Origin of the sequence: Kibdelosporangium phytohabitans, assembly GCF_001302585.1 — a bacterium.
GTDB classification, from domain to species: Bacteria; Actinomycetota; Actinomycetes; order Mycobacteriales; family Pseudonocardiaceae; genus Kibdelosporangium; species Kibdelosporangium phytohabitans.
This window is the reverse complement of record NZ_CP012752.1, coordinates 5842391-5858176: the sequence shown is the minus strand read 5'-3', so window position 1 is coordinate 5858176 and position 15786 is coordinate 5842391. Positions and strand designations below refer to the sequence as shown.

The following is a 15786-nucleotide window of genomic DNA, read 5'->3' as shown; positions in this document are numbered from 1 at the left end:
GTTTACTTGCGCTCAGTCGTCGTGTTGCTGTGCCGCAGGAATGCCCACACCGCGACAGCGCTGACCACGAGAACGGCGGCGTTGACGAGAGTTCCGGCGTGCAGGCCGCCCAAGACAGCTTCCCGTTCGCCCGTGGTGCCCGCGAGCGCACCGGTACGCGCGGTGGCCACCGCGCTGAGCACCGGAATTCCCAGTGTGATGCCGATCTGCATGCTCATCGTGGTCAGCCCCGTCGCGAGACCCTGGTCGTGGTCCGCGAGTCCCGACGTGGCGGTGACCATGTAGGACACCAGGCTGAACGCGTGTCCGAGGAACCCCACGGCGAGCGCGACCACCATCAGCACGACGCCGACGCGATCCGTGCCGAGCAGCAACAGCGCGCCGAACGCCACGGCCTGCAACAGCAACGACAGAGCCAGCGTCCTCGGGCTGCCGAACCGGCCGATCGAACGCGGCGCGAGCACTCCGCCCAGGATCACCAGCAGTCCGGGGCCGCCGAGGGCGAGTCCCGTCACGACGGCCGAGTAACCCAGAACTTCCTGCATGTACAGCGTCATCAGGATGGAGATGCCGGTCGCCATCGCGATGGTCACCACACCGCCGAAGTTCGCCAGCGCGACGGTCCGCCGCTTGAGCACCCACACCGGCACCAGCGGATTCGGGCTGCGCTGTTCGACGAACCAGAAAGCCACCAGCAGCACCACCGCGGTCCCGAGAAGCACCAGGACCCAGGCGTCACCCCATCCCGCGTGCCCCGCCGTGGTGATGCCATAGGCCAGCGCCAGCAGCCCGGCGGTGACGGTGACCGCGCCCGGAACGTCCAGCTTCACGGTCGAACGCTCGCTCGCGTCGCGGATGAACAGCAGCGCACCCGCGAAAAGCAGCGCCGCGACCGGGACGTTGATCAGGAACGACCAGCGCCAGCTCAACAGGCCCGTGAGCAGTCCGCCCAGCAGCGCGCCCGCGGTGAAGCCGCCGCCCAGCAGCGCTCCGTTGATCCCCAGTGCGCGCCGCCGCAACGGGCCCTCCGGAAAGGACGTTGTCAGCAGGGACATCGCGGACGGAACCGTGATCGCGGTCGCCACACCCTGTGCGACACGGGCCGCGATCAGCACACCGGGGCCCGTCGCGAAGCTGCCCACCAGTGACGCGATCGCGAGCAGGGCTATCCCTGCCAGGAACAGCCTGCGCCTGCCGACCAGGTCGGCGGCTCGCCCGAACAGCAGGGTCAGGCCCGCGGCGGGCAGCGCGAACCCGGTGGTGATCCACTGCAGGTCGCTGAGACCGAGCCCCAGGTTGTCACCGATCACGGGCAACGCCACCGTGAAGATCGAGAAGTCCGCCGCCAGCATGAACTGCGCGCCGAGCAGCACGGTCAGGATCCGCTTCTGCTTCGCGTCCATCCGAAGCGGCGCGGCCGGCTGCCGAGTGCGGATCGCCTCAACCGGGTCGGCCATCACATTCCCCCAGTGTGTCACGGGTTTCGGGTGCCGCCGACGCTACGGGCCCTGATTCGCCGCTGCGCTCCGCTTCTTGCTGCCCTGCGTGCTAGCTCGGTCCTTTAGACGCCCGTGCGACGGTGAGTCTCCTCGCCGGACGAAGAGACCAGCGGCGTGCCGATGCTCGCCGTGGACTGACAAGGGGAACGCCCGTGCTCCGTGCCAAGGACGACAGCCGGACAGGACGGTCCCCGCCCGAGGCGGCGGACCACCGCCGACGGGCGGTCGGGTTGCGGGACTGCCTGGGGCACTTCGCCACCGGCGTCACCGTTGTCACCGTCGGCACCCCGGGCGACGCGCATGGTGCCACCGTCAACGCCTTCGTCTCGGTCTCGCTCGACCCGGCACTGGTCATGGTGTCGCTGAACCGGCGGAGCCAACTGTGTGCGCGGCTGGAGGATTCGGCGTTCGGCGTGAACATCCTCGCCGCGCGGCAACGTGATCTCGGCCTGCATTTCGCCGGGGCGAGCGCCGGTGCGGACGTGCCGGTGGAATGGGAGGAGTTCGCTCTCGCGCCGAGACTGCGCGGGTGCCTCGGTTTTCTCGCCTGCTCGCCGTGGGCGGTCTACGAGGGCGGTGATCACCTGCTGTACGTGGGCGAGGTGCGGCATTTCGACCACCACGACGGCGAGCCGCTCGTGTTCCACCGCGGCGCGTTCCGTGACCTGCACGGCGAACCGGACCCCAACGCGTGGGCGGGCTCGTTCGACGACCCGGCCGCCGGCCCGTGGCAGCTCTACGACCTGCTGCAGGCGGGCACCCCGCCCCCTACCGACAAGGACTGACCATGTCGCTGCACCAGCACACGCCCGCACTCCCGGCGGATCCCGCCGCGGTGACCCGTCCGATGACCGGCGACGAGTACCTGGAGAGCCTGCGTGACGGGCGAGCGGTGTACATCTACGGCGAGCGGGTCAAGGACGTCACCAAGCACCCCGCGTTCCGCAACTCCGCGCTGATGACCGCACGGCTCTACAACGCACTGCACGATCCGGACAAGCACGACGTGCTGACCGCGCCGACCGACACGGGCAACGACGGCTACACCCACAAGTTCTTCCGCACTCCGCACACCGTCGAGGATCTGGTCGGCGACCGCGAGGCGATCGCCGAGTGGGCCCGGATGACCTACGGGTTCATGGGCCGCAGCCCGGACTACAAGGCCGCCTTCCTCGGCACGCTCGGCGCGAACTCCGACTACTACACGCCGTTCCAGGACAACGCCAAGCGCTGGTACCGGGAGTCACAGGAGAAGGTGCTGTACTGGAACCACGCGATCATCCACCCGCCGGTGGACCGCCACCGGCCCGCCGAAGAGGTCAAGGACGTCTTCGTGCACGTGGAGAAGGAGACCGACGCGGGCTTGGTGGTCAGCGGGGCGAAGGTGGTGGCGACCGGGTCGGCGATCACCAACTTCAACTTCATCTCGCACTACGGGCTTCCCTTGAAGGAACGGAAGTTCGCGCTGGTGGCCACCGTGCCGATGTCGTCGCCGGGCTTGAAGCTGATCTGCCGCCCGTCCTACGCGGCCACCGCGGCGGTCATGGGCAGCCCCTTCGACTACCCGCTGTCGAGCAGGCTCGACGAGAACGACACGATCTTCGTGCTGGACAAGGTCCTGATCCCGTGGGAGAACGTCTTCCTCTACGGCGATCCCGAGCAGGTCAACGACTTCGCCGCCAAGTCCGGGTTCCTCGAGCGGCTGACGTTCCACGGCTGCGTCCGGCTCGCCGTGAAGATCGACTTCATCGCCGGGCTGTTGCTCAAGGCGGTGGAGATCACCGGCACGAAGGACTTCCGCGGTGTGCAGGCGCGGGTCGGCGAGGTGATCGCGTGGCGGAACATGTTCTGGGCACTGAGCGACGCCGCCGCGCGCAACCCGCAGGAGTGGCGCAACGGTGCCCTGCTGCCCCGGCTCGAGTACGGCATGGCCTACCGCTGGTTCATGACGATCGGCTACCCGCGGATCAAGGAGATCATCGAGCAGGACGTCGCTGCCGGACTCATCTACGTCAACTCCAGTGCCGAGGACTTCCGCAACCCGGAGATCCGGCCGTACCTGGACAAGTACGTGCGCGGCTCCAACGGCTACGACGCGGTGAACCGGGTCAAGGTCATGAAACTGCTCTGGGACGCCATCGGCACGGAGTTCGGCGGGCGGCACGAGCTGTACGAGCGCAACTACTCCGGCAACCACGAGGCCATCCGGATCGACATGCTGATGGCCCAGGACGCCGACGGGCAGCTCGACGCCTACCGGGGATTCGCCGACAAGTGCCTGGAGGAGTACGACCTCGACGGCTGGCGGGTGCCCGACCTGGACTCGTTCCCCGCGGTCCGGGAAAGCAGGAACGAACTCCTGCGCAGAGCCTGACACAGACACCGCCCACTCCAGGAGGATCCGGGATGAGAGTCCAGGTCGAGATGACCGAGCAACTGCAGGACTACGTCGAGAGCGTCTCCCCTGACGAACCCGGCCTGATGCGCGAACTGCGCAAGCGCACCGACGAACTGCCCCTGCGCCTCATGCAGGTCTCCCCCGAGGAGGGGCAGTTCCTCAACGTCCTGGTCCGGGCCCTCGGGGTCAGGCGTGCCATCGAGGTCGGCGTCTTCACCGGGTACAGCCTGGTGTCGACCGCCATGGCGCTGCCGGAGGGCGGCGTGGTCGTCGGCTGCGACGACAATCCGGAGTGGACGGCGATCGCCATGGAGTTCTGCGAGCGTGCCGGTGTCGCCGACAAAGTGGACATGCGGCTCGGTGACGCCGTCGCGACGCTGACCCAGCTTGTCGAGTCGGGCGCGGCCGGCACCTTCGACTTCGTCTTCATCGACGCCGACAAGGAGAACTACGGGGCGTACTTCGAGCTGGCGCTGACCCTGCTGCGCCAGGGCGGGCTGATCCTGGTCGACAACGTGCTGTGGCACGGCGCGGTGATCGACGAATCGGCGCAGGACGACGAGACCACCGCCCTGCGCGCGTTCAACCTCAGGTTCCGCGACGACGCACGGGTCGAACTCTGCCTTCTCCCGTTCGCCGACGGGCTGACCTTCGCCGTCAAGCGTTGAGCGGGATTCCCGCGAGCGTCGCCGCCCGCGGGAATCCGTCTCGTTCAGGGCAGTTGGACCGACTGGCCGTGCCGGAACACGTCCCGCGGGTCCCACCTCTTCTTGACCTGCCGCAGCCGTGGGTAGTTCTCCTTGTAGTACAGCGTGTACCACGGGACAGAGGACCGGTTGAACGCCGGATTGCTCAGGTCGGTGTCCGCGTAGTTCACGTAGCAGCCGTCGGTCACGGCGTTGGGCACCGGGACGGCCCCGGTGTCGGAGTAGACGTCGGCGTAGCTTTCCCGCGTCCACGCCACGGTTTTGGCGTCGTCGGCGCGGTCGCTCCACCAGACCTGCCAGAGCAGCTTGAACGCCGCCGCGCGGTGCGGGAACGCCGTGGCGCCGGCAGCGACCGAGCTCACCGCACCACCGAACCCACTCGCCACGAGCGCCGCCTGCGGGTTGTCGATGGCGTTGCTGGTGAAGTGCTTGTAGAGCGCCGCGATCTGACGGTCGGGGAAGACAGCGCGCATGTACGCGGACTTGAAGTCCGCACGCAAGGTCGGGTCGTTGACCGTCGGGTTCGTCGTGCCGAGGAAACGCGTGGCCTGCAGCCACGGCAGTCGCCGCGGCGCGGCGAACTGGGGCATGGCCGAGAACTCGCCCATGCTCGTGGTGAGCGCTCCCGGCCGGACGCCGACGCCTCTGTTCATCGTGGTCAGCCACTCCTCCAGCATGCGGTCCGCGTCGGGCACGGTCGCGTCGACCTGCGTGACCAAACCGATCTGGCCGTTGGACTTGTGGTTGACCATCAGGAAACTGCACAGTGCGCGCCGCGGGTTGTCCGGGGCGGAGTTGGCGACGTGGTACGCGCTGTAGTTCTTCAGCAGGGCCGAGAACGCCGCCGGGGTGATCGCCGCCCACGGCCACGAGATCGCACTCAACAGCACCGACGCGGGCGGTTTGGGCAGCACTTCGCCCGGCAGCCTGCTGGTCGCACCGGGCGTCCGGAACCAGTAACGGGTGACGACGCCGAAGTTGCCGCCACCGCCTCCGGTGTGGGCCCACCACAGGTCGTGGTGCGGGTCGGCGGGGTCACGAGTGGCCACGACGGCGCGAGCAGTGCCGGCGGCATCGACCACGACCACCTCCACCGCGTGCAGGTAGTCGACGATCAGGCCCAGCTTGCGGCACAACAGTCCCCAGCCCCCGCCGGCGACGTGTCCGCCCATCCCCACCGAGTAGCAGATCCCGCCGGGCACCACGACTCCCCACAGCGAGTACAGCTTCTCGTACACCTCCAGCAGCGTCGCGCCGGGCTCGACCGAGAACGCGTTGCGGGCCGCGTCGAACCCGATCTGGTTCATGCCCGACAGGTCCAGCACGACCTGGACGCTGGGGTTGTAGACGAAGTCCTCCAGGCAGTGCCCGCCACTGCGGAGGCTGACCCGCTTGCCCGCCCGGACGGCGTACTGGACGGCCGCGACGACCTGCTCGGTGGTCGACACCAGGTGGATCGCCTCCGGCCTGGCCACCCATCGCTGGTTCATCCCGGTGATGAGGTCCGGGTACTGCTGGTTGGCGGGCGTCACGACCACCGCGTCGGACAGCGTCCCCGGCAGAGGCGTGCCGGCCGACGCGTCCGGCACCGAGATCCCGGCGGCCGCACCGCCCGCCACCGCCGCTGTTCCCGAAATGAATAATCGTCTGCTCACATTGGGTGACAACTGTGTCATCGGTTTCCCCTCGGCTGCTATGGTTGTTTTCGGGTCAGAACCCGATCGGGTATCGATGTGGCCATTTTCGGCCGGATCCGGATGACCAGGCCTCCGACACAGCAACATACGGAGCGCCCAGCCGCCTGAACGCTCCGTATGTTGCTGTCAACGGCTGATATCCGAGTGCGTCCGGCGAAAAGACACATTCAGCCGCCACACGAGTGCAACCGATTCGCCTGCGCGGTGTTCTCTGGTTACGAGCACGTTTCGCGTCGCCCGCCGGACGAGGTGGGAACAACTGCAGATGGGAAGATCATGGACCTCAAGCTCACCGGCCGGGTGGCCGTCGTCACCGGAGCCTCGAAGGGCATCGGCCTGGCCATCACCCGCACGCTGCTGCTCGAGGGAGCCCGCGTCGTGGCCGCCTCGCGCAAGAGCAGCCCGGAGCTCGACGAACTGGCCGGCGAGGACCTGGTGCACGTCGCGGTGGACCTGATGAACCCCGAGGCGCCGGAGCAGATCGTCGCGCAGGCCGTGGAAAGCTTCGGCGGGCTGGACATCCTGGTCAACAACGCCGGTGGCCCGCCGCCGGGGATCAAGCTGCCGCGCTCGTCGTTCCTGGAGGCGGGCGACGCCGACTGGCAGGCGATGTTCGAGTTCAACCTGTTCTCGCCGGTCCGCGCGATCCGCGCCGCCATCCCCCGGATGCTCGAACGGGGCAGCGGCTCGATCATCAACATCTCCTCGGGCAACGGCCGCCAGCCCTCGCCGATCAACGTCGACTACGGCGCGGCCAAGGCCGGGATCAACAACATCACCAAGGTCCTCACCGAGGAGTTCGGCCCGCAGGGAATCCGGATCAACACCGTTTCCCCCGGCGGCGTGCGGACAGCGTGGTGGACCGAGGAGGGCGGCGCGGCCGACATCATCGCCGAGCGGGCCGGTGCCGACCGTGACGCCGTGATGGACACCTTGGCGCCGCAGATGATGAACATGGTGACCGGCAGGCTCGTCGACCCGCAGGAGATCGCCGACGTGGTCGCCCTGCTCGCCTCGCCGCGTTCGGCCAGCACCACGGGCGCCGACTTCGTGGTCGACGGCGGATTCCTCAAGTCGCTCTGAGCGCCGGTCCGATGGGCCCCTGCTTTCGCCAGGGGCCCATCGGTTTGCCCGGCGCGGTCGCGGCGGAACCGTCGCAAGAACCAGAGTGCCCGTTTGCCGGCCCGGCCATACGCTCGATTTCTCAACTGAGCCCGAACCGATTCCGATCACGCGCGGGGAGACGAGCATGGTGCGGACACTGTCAGGGAAAACCGCGGTCGTGACGGGCAGCAGCCGCAGCATCGGGCGAGCGATAGCCGAGCGTCTCGCCGCGGACGGTGCGCTGGTCGGCGTGCACTACTCGAACGGTTCGCAGGCCGCGGCCGAAACAGCCGACGCCATCGAGGCCGCAGGCGGCGGAGCGTTCACGTTCGGGGCCGAACTCGGCGTCGATGGCGACGTCCGCCAATTCTGGTCCGAATTCGACGAGCAACGGGCCAAGTACACCGGGCACGACAAAACCGGCGTGGACATTCTCGTCAACAACGTCGGAGTGGCGCTGCGCGACCCGTTCGAGACGGCCACGCCCGCCGACTTCGACAAGATGTACGCGGTGAACGTGCGAGCCCCGTTCTTCATCGTCCAGCAGGGCATGGACCGGCTCAGCGCGGGCGGGCGCGTCATCAACATCTCCTCGGTCGTCACCCGGCTGGCACTGACCGACGTCATCGTCTACGGCACCACGAAGGGCGCGCTCGACACCTTCACCCTCATCCTCGCCAAGGTCCTCGGCGGCCGGAGCATCACCGTGAACTCGGTGGCCCCCGGATTCATCGACACCGATTCCAACGCGGAGTGGTTGCGCGCCGACGAGCAGTCGTGGTCGGACACCGCCGCCAAATCGGCGCTGGGCCGGGTTGGCCGATCGGAGGACGTCGCGGACGTGGTCGCGTTCCTGGCATCCGAGGACGCGAGGTGGATCACCGGTCAGGTGATCGACGTCAGCGGCGGCACCCGGCTGTAGGCCTTCCCCCGTCGCAGCACCGAACGATCGGAGTGTCCGAGATGGACCGGTGGCCTGCCACACCCGTCGCCGTGGTGGGTGGTGGCCCGATCGGTCTGCTGCTGGCGCTCTTCCTCGATCACCACGGTGTGCGGTCGGTCGTGTTCGACACGGAGAAGACCGTACCGGCGCTGCCGCGCGGCAGTTCCCACAACGCCAGGACGATGGAGCACTACCGCACGCTCGGGCTCGCCGCCCAGGTTCGCAGGCTGGGCCTGCCTTGGGAGCACCCGACCGACATCAGCTTCCGCACCCGGTACACGGGGTTCGAACTCGCCCGTGACCGGCACCCGAGCCCGGCCGCCGCGCTGCGGGCCGTCGCGACGGCGGAGCGGTTCGACCAGGTGCCGGAGCCGATGCACCGCGCGAACCAGATGTATGTGGAGAAGCTGCTGGTCGAGCACGCCGCCACCCGGCCCAACATCGAGACCCGCTACGGCTGGGAAGTCATCGGCCTGGACGAACAAGCAGACGGCGTCGAGGTGACCGCGGCACGGCGCGGGCAGTCCACCGCACAGCCACGGACATTACGGGCCGCCTATGTCGTCGGGTGCGACGGCGGGCACAGCTTCGTGCGCAGGCACCTCGGTGTGGCTTACACCGGGCCGGGAACCGTCACCCAGGACGTCCTCGGTGGCCGCACGACGGCGGCACACCTGCGTGTCCGGAGCTCGTCCCGCGGGTTCTTCGGGCACCGCAGGGCGTGGGGCAACTGGGCGTTCAACGCCGACCTCGCGGTCAACCTCATCGCACTCGACGGCGCCGACGAGTTCTTCCTGCTGAGCAGTTCCGTCAAGCCGGACACCGGTGACATCGAGCTTGTCCGGCTCGTTCGGGCGGCGGCGGGCGTCCCGGCCGAGGTCAAGGTGCTCAGCCGTCGGCTGTGGACAGCGGGCGCCGCACTGGTGGCCGAACGATTCGGTGCCGGCCGGCTGCTGCTGGCGGGCGACGCGGCCCACCTGTTCACACCCAACGGCGGTTTCGGGATGAACACCGGGGTCGACGACGTCGCCAACCTGTCATGGAAACTCGCCGCCGCGGTCCAGGGCTGGGCTGGACCCGGCCTGCTCGGCACCTACGAGTCCGAACGCAGACCGATCGCGCTGCGCAACACCGCCGCCGCCCGTGAGCTGAACCTCAGTCTCGGCACGATCGAACGCCCGTCGAACCTCGAGGACGATTCGGCGGACGGCGCAGCCGCCAGGGCGCGAACCGGGACACGGCTCGCCGAATACAGCAGGCTCACGGTGGACACGATCGGCGTGCAACTCGGTGCGCGCTACGACCAATCACCGATTGTCGACGCAGGAAGCGATCCGGCACCGTCCGACGCGTTCGCCACCTACACCCCGTCCGGCGTGCCTGGCGGGCGGGCCCCACACGTGTGGCTCGACGACGCGCACGGCAGGCACAGTTCGTTGTTCGACCGGTTCGGTACCGGATTCACCTTGCTGTGCCTGAGAAACGGTCACGACGACAGCACACTGGCCTTCGCGGCAGCCGCCAAGGCGCACGGGATACCCCTCAGCACCGTGCACATCGCCGACGACCTCGTGCGTGATGTCTACGGACGGGACCTCGTGCTGATCCGGCCGGACCACCATGTCGCGTGGCGTGGCGACCGGATTCCCGGCGACGTCGGCGAAGTCGTCGCCCGCGCGGCCGGGCACTGCTGACAATGCGACCGGATCCGGTTGACGGGCCGGGCAGCGGGTATTCGCCACTCATCGACCACTGCGGGGCGGCGGAACAGATGAGAATGCAGATACTCGGGCCGTTATCGGTGACCACGGGAACCATCGAGGTCGCACCCACCGCGCCGAAACAGCGTCAGACACTCGCTCTGCTGCTCGTCAACGCCAATCACGTCGTCACGATGTCACAGGTACTGCACGAGTTGTGGGCGTACGACCCGCCTGCCAGTGCGATCGAGGCCGTGCACATCTACGTGATGCAACTGCGGCGGTCCCTCGGGGTTCTCGACGCACCACGGCTGGTGACCCGCCAGCACGGCTACCAGTTGTTCGTGCAGTCGGGAGAACTGGACCTCGACGTGTTCACGGCGCGAGTGGCCAGCGCCCGGCTCGCGCTGACGCGTGACGAGCTGACGTTCGCCGCCGGGCAGTTCCACTCCGCGCTCGACCTCTGGCACGCGGACGCCCTCGTGGACATCGAGCCCGGGCCGATCCTCGCGTCCGCCGTCGCCGGAATCGAACGCCGCCGTCTCGACGTCGTCAGCCAGCGCATCCGCGTCGAGTTGCGGCTCGGCCTGCACCACGAACTGCTCAGCGAGCTGAGCGGGCTGGTCCACCGCCACCCGTCCGACGAGGATCTGCTCAGCCATCTGATGCTCGCGCTGTACCGCTCCGGACGGCAGGTCGACGCGCTGACCGCGTTCCACGCTCTGCGCACCACGTTGGCCCGGGAGCACGGCGTGTCACCGTCGGATCCGTTGCGGCGGCTCTACAACAGCATCCTGTCAGGTGACCGCCATCTGGAGATCGCACCGGTCCGCGGCGCAAGGCTGTCGCTCGACCTGGGCACACCCGCGTAGCGTCACGGCAAGAAGCGGAGCGTCCAGGTGACTTCGCCGCCGTACCGTCGGTGAAGTCCGCGAATTCCGCCACACGCCAGGGGAAGCGCCATGTACCTGTTCGGCACCCACCGGTCCGTCGTGCAACGACTGCGGCTGTCGATGAACCGTGATCTGGGTGCCGGGAACTTCTTCTGGCACGCCTGCGCGGTGGCCCGCGACCCGGACCGGCCGCTCGTGCACCGGATGGGTCCCGACGGCCTGGACGGACTCTCGTTGCGCGCGCTGCACGATCGCGTGATCCGGTACGGCAACTGGTACCAGGCCAACGGCGTCGGGCCGGGCACGAGGGTCGGCGTGTACACAGTAGACGGACTGCTGGGCGTGCTGCACCACGTCGCGATCACCAGTCTCGGCGGGATCACGGTACTGGCGAACCCGAACATGGCAGCCATGACGGCAGCGCAGTACTTCCGGTACACCGACACCACCATGGTCGTCGGTGACGCCGTCCTGCTGCCCGAACTCACCACCGTCCTCACCAACGCGGACGGCCGCTGGAACGACGCGGTCGCACCGTTGAACGCGGACATCAGCACCGTGGACCGGGAAGCCACGTCGATGCACAACGCCGTCGGCCACCGGTACAGGCACGTCCCGAGCGACCTCGTCCTCATCTCGCACTCGTCGGGCACCACGGGCGAGCCGAAGCCGACAGCCTTCGCGCACGACACGTTCTCCGTCGGCAAACGGGAACGGTTGTGGAAGTTCCCGTCCGCGGTGACCGACCGGATGGTGACGGCGTTGCCGCACAGCCATTCCTCCGGCGTCAGCTACATCAGCCTGGCGATCATGCTCGGCCTGCCGACCCTGATGCTCGACGACCCGTCGGGCGCGGCGGTCGCCGCCGCGATGAACACGTTCCTGCCGACCGTGGTGATCGGTTTCCCGTTGTCGCTGGCCGACCTTCCCGTCGAGACGCTGTCCACCCCGGCGAAACAGGCCGTGCACACGTGGATGGGGATGGGTGACGCCTCGCACGAACGGCACATCCGGCCGTTGCTGGCACTCAGCCGGACCGGCTCGACCTATGTGGACGGTCTTGGATCATCGGAGATGGGCATGGTCCTGTTCAAGCACGCGCACACCATCCAGTCCACGCGGTACGGCCGGGCCATCGGCGAACCGGTGCGCGTGGTGAGCAAAGCCGTGGTGCTGGACGAGAACGGCAACGAAGTGCCCGACGGACAGGCCGGCCTGCTCGGCGTCCGCACACCCAGCATCACACCGGGATACGTCAACGAGCCCGGCATGACGGCCCAGGCGCGCAGCGGCGAGTACTTCCTCACCGGCGACGTGGTCCGCCACGACCCCGACGGCATGTGGTACCACCTGGACCGCACCCCTGACGTGATCACCACCAGCAGCGGTCCGGTGTACAGCCTGCAACTGGAGGAGATCGTGCTGACCGAGACAGGTGCGTTCGACGCCGCGGTGGTCGCGGTGGACGACCCGGACTCGCCCGCCATGTCGAGCCCGATCGCCGTCGTGCTCTTCAAAGGCGGCGCCACACTGCCCCGGGCGGCACTGGATTCGTGCAACCTCGCGCTGACACGCGCCGGTCTGGCCACGCTGGCGGCCGTCGTGGTTGCCACGGACCGTGCGAGCCTGCCCGTCGGTGTCACCGGCAAGGTGCTCAAGCGTGTGCTGCGGGAACGTCACCAGCACGTGCTCACCGAACCCGTCCGGACCGGCACCGCGCTCGACAGCTGGTGACCACGACCCCGACCGAGTGAGCACCGGAGGAACACACCCATGACACTCACCCTGACCCAACAGGAGCCGGCCCGCACAGTGGTCGACATCGTCACTGGTACCTGGCGAACCCAGGCCTTGTACGCGGCGGTCGCGCTGCGGCTGCCCGACCACATCGCGCACGGCCACACCACGAGCGCCGCCCTGGCCGCCGAGGCCGACGCCGACCCTGACGGCATCATCCGGCTGATGCGACTGCTGACCGCGCTCGAGGTGTTCGGCGGAGACGATCGCACCGGCTACGAACTGACCCCGGTGTCGCAGTTGCTGCGCGGCGACGTGGCCGGGTCGATGCGGGACATGTGCCTGATGTACGGCGAGGAGTTCCACCGGGCCTGGGGCTCGGCGGTGACCGCCGTACGGACCGGGCACGCGGGCTTCGAGGACGCGTTCGGCCGCACGCTGCACGAGTACCTGGCGAGCGAGCCCGGCGCCGGATCGAAGTTCCTGCGCGCGATGAACGCGGGCAGCATCTTCTTCTCCGATGTGCCGAGGGCCTACGACTTCAGCGGGTGCCGCACGGTGACCGACCTGGCCGGTGGCAGCGGCATGCTGCTGTCCACCGTGCTGCGCGCGTATCCACAGCTGCACGGCGTGCTGCTCGACCGCGAGCACATGCTGCCGGTCGCCCAGCACCATCTGGAGACCACTGTGGATCCAGGGCGTTACGAGGTGGTGGCCGGTGATTTCTTCGAGTCCGTGCCACCGGGTTCGGACGCTTACCTGCTCTCACGCATCCTGCAGGACTGGGACGACAGCGCCTGCATCACGTTGCTGACCAATGTGCGGCGCGCGATGACGAGCGACTCGGCCCGGCTGCTGATCATCGAAAGGACGATCCCCGAGGGCGGCACCGCCGTCCTGCCGCTGCTGTTCGACCTGCACCTGCTGATGATGGCGGGCGGCAGGGAGCGGACCCTCTCGGGTTACAAGTCCGTTCTGGACGGTGCCGGGCTTCGTGTCGAATCAGTGCACGAACTCGCCCTGGAGACCAGTCTGCTGGTGGCCGCGCCGTCATGACGGACGCCACCGTCCGGGTGTGCGTCGTCGGTCTCGGCCCGCGTGGACTGTCGGTATTGGAACGGATGTGTGCCAACGCCGCCGCCTGCGTGGCGCCCGGGCACGACCTGGTGATCCACGTGGTGGACCCCCGCGTGGGTCACGGCGGCGAGGTGTGGCGCGACAGCCAGGACCCGGAGCTGCTGATGAACACGGTGACGTCACAGATCAGCATGTTCGTCGACGACAGCGTGACCTGCGCGGGGCCGGTGGTGTCCGGTCCGAGTCTGCACGAGTGGGCCAGGTTCCTGACCGTGATGGAGCCGCCCGGGCGGGTTCCCGACCTGGTGCGCGAGGAGGCGGCGCGGCTCGGGCCGGACTCGTACCCGTCACGGTCCTTCTACGGCCACTATCTCAACTGGACGCTGCGGCGTGTGCTGCGCACGGCACCCGTCAACGTCAAGATCGAACTGCACACCGACAGCGCGACCGATCTGCGCGAAGCGCCCGGTGGTTCGCAGTCGCTGCGGCTGACCAACGGCGGCATGATCGAGCACCTGGACGCGGTGGTGCTGGCCCAGGGTCACCTGCCGGCCAGGCCGGGCAGGGCCGAGGCCGCGCTGGGCCGGTTCGCCGACGCGCACGGGTTGCGGTACGTGCCGCCGGGCAACCCGGCCGACGTCGTGCTCGACGACATCGGTCCGGGTGAGGTCGTCATCCTGCGCGGCCTGGGACTCAACTTCTTCGACCACATGGCGCTGCTGACGGTGGGCCGTGGCGGCAGGTTCTCCCGCCGTGGTGACGGATCGCTCACCTACCAGTGCTCCGGCCGGGAACCGCGGCTCGTGGCCGGGTCCCGCCGGGGAATCCCCTACCAGGCGCGCGGGGAGAACCAGAAGGGCCCGTCCGGCAGGCACCACCCGATCTTCCTGACCGAGGACGTGATAGCGCAATTGCGGTCGCACGCGGCCAGGGGCGAGCCGGTCAACTTCCGCCGCGACGTGTGGCCGCTGATCGACCTCGAAGTACGCGCGGTCTACTACGGCACGATGGTGCGCGAGCGCAACTGCGTCTGCGACGCGACGTCGTTCCTGCAGTACTTCACGGCGACCATGTGGGAGGAAAGGCAGACCGGCGAGGAGATCCCGGCGACCGACCCGTTCGCGGGCGTGACCTCGGCGGCCGAGGACAGGCTGCTGTCGAGTGCCGGTATCGCCGACGACGAGCGGTGGGACTGGCGCCGGATCAACCGGCCGTACGGCGGCGTGGATCTTCCCACCACAGCGCGGTTCCGCGGCTGGCTGCGGTCCTACTTGGACAACGACGTGCTCGAGGCGAGGCTGGGCAACGTGCACGGCGCGCTCAAGGCCGCGCTCGATGTGCTGCGCGATCTGCGCAACGAGATCCGGCTCGTGGTCGACCACGGCCGCCTCTCCGGCGATTCCTACCGCGACGACCTGCAGCGGTGGTACATGCCGCTGAACGCCTTCGTGTCGATCGGCCCCCCGGCTCAGCGCGTCGAAGAACTGGTGGCGCTCATCGACGCGGGCGTCGTGGCGATCATGGGGCCGGGCCTGGTCGTCGATCAGGACGTGGCCGCCCACCGGTTCGTCGCCAGCTCGAGGATGCTGCCGGACCTGCGGGAAAGCGCCACCACCCTGATCGAGGCACGCCTGCCGGAGACCGATCTGCGACACACGATCGACCCGCTGGTGCGCAACCTGCTGGCCCGCGGTGAGTCCCGGCTGCACCGCATCCCGATCCTCGGCGGCGGCTCGTACCCGACCGGTGGCCTGGCCGTCACCCAGCGGCCGTACCACCTGATCGACGCCGACGGCTCGCCGCACCCGCGCCGGTTCGCCTTCGGAGTACCGACGGAGACCGTGCACTGGATCACCGCGGCCGGCATCAGGCCAGGGGTGGACTCGGTGATCCTCAGCGATGCCGACGCGGTGGCACGAGCAAGCCTGACAGCGGCGGCAGCACGGTGACGGTTCTCAGCAGTACACCGACGGCCAGCTTCGCGGGCTCCTGACTTCTTCTGGATCGCGCCGCCTGCCCGTTCGCGGGTGG

General features: G+C 68.6%; 12 protein-coding genes. 10 read left to right on the top strand and 2 right to left on the bottom strand.

The features are described from left to right. Window positions 1–2: 2 nt before the first annotated feature. Window positions 3–1457, bottom strand: coding sequence for an MFS transporter (locus AOZ06_RS26430; protein WP_054291868.1), 1455 nt, complete (start codon window positions 1455–1457; stop codon window positions 3–5). A 194-nt stretch (window positions 1458–1651) separates the two neighbouring features. Here AOZ06_RS26430 and AOZ06_RS26425 point away from each other — a divergent pair, with 194 nt between their 5' ends. From AOZ06_RS26425 to AOZ06_RS26415, 3 genes are read left to right on the top strand one after another with little or no spacing between them, the layout of a single operon-like run. Beyond that, on the top strand, window positions 1652–2284 hold the full coding sequence (locus tag AOZ06_RS26425; RefSeq protein ID WP_218922067.1) for a flavin reductase family protein: 633 nt from the start codon (window positions 1652–1654) through the stop codon (window positions 2282–2284). Between the two features lie 2 nt (window positions 2285–2286). Then, window positions 2287–3873 carry a 4-hydroxyphenylacetate 3-hydroxylase family protein gene (locus AOZ06_RS26420; protein WP_054291867.1) on the top strand — a complete coding sequence of 529 codons (1587 nt, stop codon included), beginning with the start codon at window positions 2287–2289 and terminating at the stop codon, window positions 3871–3873. Between the two features lie 32 nt (window positions 3874–3905). Further along, window positions 3906–4565, top strand: a complete 660-nt coding sequence (locus AOZ06_RS26415) for a class I SAM-dependent methyltransferase (protein ID WP_054291866.1) — start codon at window positions 3906–3908, stop codon at window positions 4563–4565. A 44-nt stretch (window positions 4566–4609) separates the two neighbouring features. Here the strand turns inward: AOZ06_RS26415 and AOZ06_RS26410 are convergent, their stop codons facing one another. After that, a complete protein-coding gene (locus tag AOZ06_RS26410) occupies window positions 4610–6259 on the bottom strand; it encodes an FAD-binding oxidoreductase (RefSeq protein ID WP_236952414.1) in 1650 nt (549 codons plus the stop codon). Window positions 6260–6577: 318 nt separating this feature from the next. On the opposite strand from AOZ06_RS26410, the gene AOZ06_RS26405 reads away from it, so the two are divergent. From AOZ06_RS26405 to AOZ06_RS26375, 7 genes are all read left to right on the top strand, one after another. Further along, window positions 6578–7384, top strand: coding sequence for an SDR family NAD(P)-dependent oxidoreductase (locus AOZ06_RS26405; RefSeq protein ID WP_054291865.1), 807 nt, complete (start codon window positions 6578–6580; stop codon window positions 7382–7384). 166 nt (window positions 7385–7550) lie between these two features. Then, window positions 7551–8327 carry an SDR family oxidoreductase gene (locus AOZ06_RS26400; protein ID WP_054291864.1) on the top strand — a complete coding sequence of 259 codons (777 nt, stop codon included), beginning with the start codon at window positions 7551–7553 and terminating at the stop codon, window positions 8325–8327. Between the two features lie 41 nt (window positions 8328–8368). Next, a complete protein-coding gene (locus AOZ06_RS26395) occupies window positions 8369–10042 on the top strand; it encodes an FAD-dependent monooxygenase (protein WP_054296929.1) in 1674 nt (557 codons plus the stop codon). A 107-nt stretch (window positions 10043–10149) separates the two neighbouring features. Further along, window positions 10150–10920: an AfsR/SARP family transcriptional regulator gene (locus tag AOZ06_RS26390; protein ID WP_054291863.1), complete on the top strand. Its 771-nt coding sequence runs from the start codon at window positions 10150–10152 to the stop codon at window positions 10918–10920. A gap of 90 nt (window positions 10921–11010) precedes the next feature. After that, complete coding sequence (locus AOZ06_RS26385; protein WP_054291862.1) at window positions 11011–12675, top strand: class I adenylate-forming enzyme family protein; 1665 nt, start codon at window positions 11011–11013, stop codon at window positions 12673–12675. Window positions 12676–12714: 39 nt separating this feature from the next. After that, on the top strand, window positions 12715–13734 hold the full coding sequence (locus AOZ06_RS26380) for a methyltransferase (RefSeq protein ID WP_054291861.1): 1020 nt from the start codon (window positions 12715–12717) through the stop codon (window positions 13732–13734). Then, window positions 13731–15704: an FAD/NAD(P)-binding protein gene (locus AOZ06_RS26375; protein WP_054291860.1), complete on the top strand. Its 1974-nt coding sequence runs from the start codon at window positions 13731–13733 to the stop codon at window positions 15702–15704. Before AOZ06_RS26380 ends, AOZ06_RS26375 begins: the two co-directional genes overlap by 4 nt. The last annotated feature ends 82 nt before the right edge of the window (window positions 15705–15786 follow it).

Coding starts and splice junctions, on each gene's coding strand:
- AOZ06_RS26375 (WP_054291860.1), top strand. CDS start 13,731: ATGACGGACGCCACCGTCCGGGTGTGCGTCGTCGGTCTCGGCCCGCGT.
- AOZ06_RS26430 (WP_054291868.1), bottom strand. CDS start 1,457: ATGGCCGACCCGGTTGAGGCGATCCGCACTCGGCAGCCGGCCGCGCCG.
- AOZ06_RS26385 (WP_054291862.1), top strand. CDS start 11,011: ATGTACCTGTTCGGCACCCACCGGTCCGTCGTGCAACGACTGCGGCTG.
- AOZ06_RS26400 (WP_054291864.1), top strand. CDS start 7,551: ATGGTGCGGACACTGTCAGGGAAAACCGCGGTCGTGACGGGCAGCAGC.
- AOZ06_RS26380 (WP_054291861.1), top strand. CDS start 12,715: ATGACACTCACCCTGACCCAACAGGAGCCGGCCCGCACAGTGGTCGAC.
- AOZ06_RS26415 (WP_054291866.1), top strand. CDS start 3,906: ATGAGAGTCCAGGTCGAGATGACCGAGCAACTGCAGGACTACGTCGAG.
- AOZ06_RS26405 (WP_054291865.1), top strand. CDS start 6,578: ATGGACCTCAAGCTCACCGGCCGGGTGGCCGTCGTCACCGGAGCCTCG.
- AOZ06_RS26395 (WP_054296929.1), top strand. CDS start 8,369: ATGGACCGGTGGCCTGCCACACCCGTCGCCGTGGTGGGTGGTGGCCCG.
- AOZ06_RS26420 (WP_054291867.1), top strand. CDS start 2,287: ATGTCGCTGCACCAGCACACGCCCGCACTCCCGGCGGATCCCGCCGCG.